The sequence below is a fragment of the Streptomyces sp. NPDC051133 genome (assembly GCF_040682635.1).
Classification (GTDB): Bacteria; Actinomycetota; Actinomycetes; order Streptomycetales; family Streptomycetaceae; genus Streptomyces.
The window spans coordinates 1-2,095 of record NZ_JBFBBK010000196.1; the positions used below are offsets into that span (position 1 = coordinate 1).

Annotated in this window: 3 protein-coding genes; 1 reads left to right on the plus strand and 2 read right to left on the minus strand. The window is 70.0% G+C overall.

Translation table 11 applies throughout. The annotated features are described in order from the left end of the window. Nucleotide 1: 1 nt before the first annotated feature. Both AB0N17_RS46320 and AB0N17_RS46325 read right to left on the minus strand, forming a co-directional pair. Entirely contained in the window at nucleotides 2–955 is a 954-nt protein-coding gene (locus AB0N17_RS46320) for a cupin domain-containing protein (protein WP_366017681.1), read from the minus strand. A 53-nt stretch (nucleotides 956–1,008) separates the two neighbouring features. Beyond that, complete coding sequence (locus tag AB0N17_RS46325; RefSeq protein WP_366017682.1) at nucleotides 1,009–1,338, minus strand: transposase; 330 nt, start codon at nucleotides 1,336–1,338, stop codon at nucleotides 1,009–1,011. A 498-nt stretch (nucleotides 1,339–1,836) separates the two neighbouring features. Between AB0N17_RS46325 and AB0N17_RS46330 the strand changes: the two genes are divergently transcribed. Further along, on the plus strand, nucleotides 1,837–2,095 hold a 259-nt coding region (locus AB0N17_RS46330; RefSeq protein WP_366017683.1), incomplete at its 3' end, for a beta-propeller fold lactonase family protein.

Here is a 2,095-nt window from a genome sequence, read left to right on the forward strand (position 1 = left end):
GTCACAGCAGGCTCCCCACCGTCGCGGCCTGGCCGGCAACGAGCTCCTGGACCAGGGCGGCGACGTCCTCCAGGGCGAGGCCGGCCGTGTCAGCGAGCGCGGCCAGGTCCACGGTGCGGCCGTCGACCAGGGGGCGCAGCACCGCCTCCGCCTCACGCGCGAACTCGTACACGGTGCCAGCGGCCGACAGCGTCACCGCGTCCTCGCCGACCTCCAGCACCGCGCGGGCGGTGGTCAGCCGCACCCGCAGACCGCCGTCCACGGGCACGGCGTCGATGTACGGCAGACTCGGCACCATCCGGCCGACGGCCTGCCCGTCCATCGCCGCCCGGTAGCGGGCGAGCAGCGCGGGGTCGTCCAGCTGTTCGGCGAGCCGCTTGCGCATCCCGTCCACGGCGTCGGCCTGGACGTCCGGGGCGGCGAGCAGCGGCAGGTCGCGGCGCCAGTCCTCGTGCGTGAGCAGCTGCTCGGACACCCACGTCATCAGGTCGGTCGCGGTGTGGGTCTGCAGGCCGCAGGTGACGTGCAGGGAGCGGGTGCCCTGGTCGGCGGAGACCGCGTGCCACACGCCGCGCGGCACGTACAGGACGTCGCCCGGCCACAGGACCAGGTCGGCGACCGGCTCGGTGGGCGCCTCGCCGGGGTCCTCGATGTCGCGGTACAGCGGGTAGGGGCGGGTGGTGCCGTAGATCCGCCAGCGCTTCGCGCCGTCCAGCTGGACGATGACCGTGTCGTGGTCGTCCCAGTGAACGCCGAACCCCTCGGTGCTGGTCCACGAGGCGTAGAGATTCGCCTGCACGCGGGTGTGCAGCTCCCGCTCGATCGCTTCGCACAGGCGGGCGATCGGCGGGTGGAGTTCGTCGACGCTGTCCAGAGCGAGGGAGGCGCCCTCCTCCAGGCGGACGTGACCGGCAGAGGCCCGGGCCGGCGGGGCGGCACATCGCCGACAAGCCACTGTTACCGGGGCAGCAAAGAAACGAGCCAGCCCCGCCGGTACCTGTCACTGTGTCACGACCCGTAGGCCCATGTCCCAGAGACTGTCATTGACGCGAAGAAACCCAACGCGGACCTCAGGATGGCGTTCGCCCGGCACAGCTCGCGGTTCTCGCGTTCCAGCTCCGCGATGCGGGCCGCGTCCGCGCTCGTGGTCCCCGTCCGGCTGCCGTCGTCGGTCTCGGCCTGCCTGACCCAGCCACGCAGGGCCTCGGGGTGCACGTCGAGCTGGTCGGCGATGCGCCGGATCGCCCCCGACCGCCCGGCCGGGTCTTTGCGGGCCTCGACACACAACCGGGTCGCGCGCTCGCGCAGCTCATCGGGGTACCTACGGGGAGCAGCCATGCTCGGGATCCTTCCGGGTCTTCGATGTCTCCATCAAACCCGGGGCGATTCACCTCGCAGGACTGTCCGCGCCTACGCACCCGTGGGCTTCGGCTTCGAACCGGGCCCTGGCTTCCTGTCGTTCAGGTGCGGCTGGAGCAGGGTGGGTATTCGCCGTGAGTATCAGAACCGGCCTGCGCCAAGAACCATCATTTCGCTCATATAGTGCATATCGCTTTCTGTAGTGATCGAGGTCTCTTTCTGCTCGCCGTGTCCGGCACATGACGGACTGAGGCCGGCGTCGTTTCGAGATCAGGAGAAGCAGTGAACAGACGTCACGTGGACGTAGGGCCGTTTAGGGTTCAGAGATGCCGGGACGGAAGTCGGTGGTGGGCGTGGCTGGGCCGGCTGGCGGCGGCATTCGCTGTCCTGGCCGGGCTGGTTGTGCTGCCGGCCGTGCACGCAGCGGCCCAGGGCGGCTCGGGCGGCCACCGGGCCAAAAACCATTCCCGTACGGCGGTGACCGGGCGGGGCGCGCACGCGGCCGCCCTGAACGGCACCTTCGCCTACGTCGCCAACGCTAATTCGAATACCGTGTCGGTGATCAACACCGCCACCAACACCGTCACCGCCACCATCCCCGTCGGCACCTTTCCGGTTTTTGTGGCGGTGACCCCGGACGGCGCCCACGCCTACGTCACCAACGAGAATTCGAACACGGTGTCGGTGATCGATACCGCCACCAACACCGTCACCACCACCATCCCCGCCGCCAGTC